Raw genomic sequence first — 2,313 nt, 5'->3', positions numbered from 1 at the left:
TGCGTCTCCAATTGAAAGCAGGGCGCTGATGTCCGATCAAGGATCGAAAGCCGAGGAAGAGGTCGTCGCGTGGCGTCTCAAAATGATGACCACGCAACGGTTCTCGAACCTGATGGAGGTTGCCGATGTCATTGGAGACATGGGCGCCGACGGCATCGACGTGCTGCGCAAGCTCGGCGACCCTGACTACAAGAATATGCGCCGGTTCCTGCGGGAGGGGAAGTCCGAGACGTTCGAGTTTTTGGCAAGCGCCCGCAAAGAAGAAATCCTCGAACTGCAGAACGGGATCGAACTGGTACGGGCGTTCAAGACTACCGGTCGGGTGGTAAAATGGGCGATCATTTCAGTCGGGACCACGTTGGCAGCGGTAATCGCTATCAAATCATGGCTGATCGGCAAGTCATGAACGAGCGATTCCTGTTGGCAACTGTCGTCCTCCTCTCCGGCTTGTTGGGCGGATGGATCGGGCTGATGTATTTGGATAATAATCCGCCATACATCTACGACGCCGTTCAAAGCCACATCATTCCGGATCCTGCATCGCAAGGCGCAACGGTCGTGGCAGACTGGCACCTCAAAGAGGTGAAGCGGCTCTGTCCGGCCACGGTGCAGCGGTTCTTCAATGACGCCGAAACCGGCAGGATGGTCGCCACGCTAGATACCACGGAAGCCTCGCGAGCTGTCCAGGTCGGCGACACAGCGCTGCCGCGATCCTTCCAGCTTCCGCCTAATCTGCCGCCCCGCACCGAATACAGCGCGCTCGTTTGTTTTCAATGCAATGTCCTGCAGCGCGCTTGGCCGCTGTGCGTCCGGACGCCGAAGATCGCTTTCAGCGTTCGCTGACCAAATCACAGACCGAAAAAGCATCACCAATGTTGAAACCCGCCCTCGCGTCCGCGCTGCTATGCGCGCTGTCCGGCTGCGCCGCCGCGCCCGCTCTCGCTGAAATTGGCCGCGCCTCCCACTACGGCCATGGCGACGGCTTCAACGGCCGTAAGACGGCTTCTGGCGAGCGCTTCAACGCCTATGCCATGACAGCGGCGCACCGCACCCGCCGCATGGGCAGCCACGTCACCGTCACCAATCTGGCAAATGGGCGAAGTGTCGGGGTGCGGATCAATGACCGCGGCCCGGCGAAGTGGACCGGCAAGATCATCGATTTGAGTTACGGCGCCGCCCGGCGCATCGGCATGGGTGGAACGGGAAGGGTGGAGATCAGATAATGAATCGACAAGACGCGAAGGACGGCATCGCGAGTATTCTAAAGCTGGCGAACGACTACCTCGATGAACTTCGCAAGTTGCGGAGGACTGTCGAGGACAACCACCGGCGCGATTGAGACACGGGGCAGTGTCTCAGTTTGAAATCGCGCCCACTGTTCACAGTATAACCTCTACTAAGGGCAGTGAGAGGCGTACTGAGATGGCTAGGAAGACGGCAGAGGACTGGCAGACGCTGCGGTTCCACGCAGGACCGTTATTCACGCCATCAAGCCCTATGAACGTTGCGGAGTTGTTCGCCGGTCGCGGAGGCAGCCAAACTAGCGGCATCGGAACGCTGCTTCGGTGTTAAGGCTTTAGCGCGCGTCTTGCCGCTCTTTGCTTGCGGCGCGGCCTTGGTGTCCTCAATCTCGCCCGTCGCCACGCTTCCCGCCTTTAGGACCATAAGGCATTTTTTCCCAACTCCATGTCGTAGCTGCTGACTTTGACGCCATTGTCGTACAGCACAATGGTTGTCGCGTGCGAAACAACTGCGGGAATCTGTCGCGCGGCCTCTAGAGCTTCTTTCTGCGCATCCGACAGCGTGGTTGCCCCAAGGTCCCTGCGGAGGGACTGATCCTCAGCCTCACTGTCAGGTAGTACAAATTGAGCTTGAAAGCGAGTTTTTGACATCCAAAGAGGTTATACCATTGCGAAGGTGGATGCGAGTCTAGTCAAGGCCGTCAAATTTCAAACCGTGACACTACCGAGACCCGCATCCGGTACCATTGTGGCCCCGAAGGGAACTCAGAAATGAAAAGAAGGCGGCAGTCCCCCGGTCCATAATTGCCTCGCGGCCTGCAATCTTTCGACTGCTCTGGGTTATTCCGTGGCGGGGGACAAGGCCGCGGTGGAGGGGAGTTAAAATGGCATTTTTCGCCATGTTGTGCTACCTGAGCCTAAGTAGTTCGAAGTCGCACGACTGGCAATAGGAACGCGCTGCGTGCGCACCGCACTTCTCGCCTTTGGCAGGGTCCACAAGGCACGGGATATCCATGAATTTGAAACTCTACGATACGTTGACCAAGGAAAAGCGCGCCTTCGTGCCGCTCGA

3 protein-coding genes are annotated in these 2,313 nt (G+C 58.1%); all 3 read left to right on the top strand.

Annotation, left to right across the window (positions count from 1 at the left end):
- The coding region (locus ACFE72_RS24095; RefSeq protein ID WP_375415645.1) for a hypothetical protein at window positions 1–406 on the top strand (406 nt) is incomplete at its 5' end.
- The gene (locus ACFE72_RS24090) at window positions 331–843 is read left to right on the top strand and encodes a hypothetical protein (RefSeq protein ID WP_375413109.1); all 513 of its coding nucleotides are present in this window, start codon (window positions 331–333) and stop codon (window positions 841–843) included. The genes ACFE72_RS24095 and ACFE72_RS24090, both read left to right, overlap by 76 nt.
- A 29-nt stretch (window positions 844–872) precedes the next feature.
- Window positions 873–1,223 (top strand): septal ring lytic transglycosylase RlpA family protein, encoded by a 351-nt coding sequence (locus ACFE72_RS24085; RefSeq protein WP_375415644.1) that lies wholly within the window; start codon window positions 873–875, stop codon window positions 1,221–1,223.
- Window positions 1,224–2,313: the final 1,090 nt, after the last annotated feature.

Origin of the sequence: uncultured Bradyrhizobium sp. (assembly GCF_964252615.1) — a bacterium.
In the GTDB taxonomy this organism is placed as follows: Bacteria; Pseudomonadota; Alphaproteobacteria; order Rhizobiales; family Xanthobacteraceae; genus Bradyrhizobium.
Note: the sequence above shows the minus strand (reverse complement) of the source record. Positions and strands in the feature narration are given on the sequence as shown.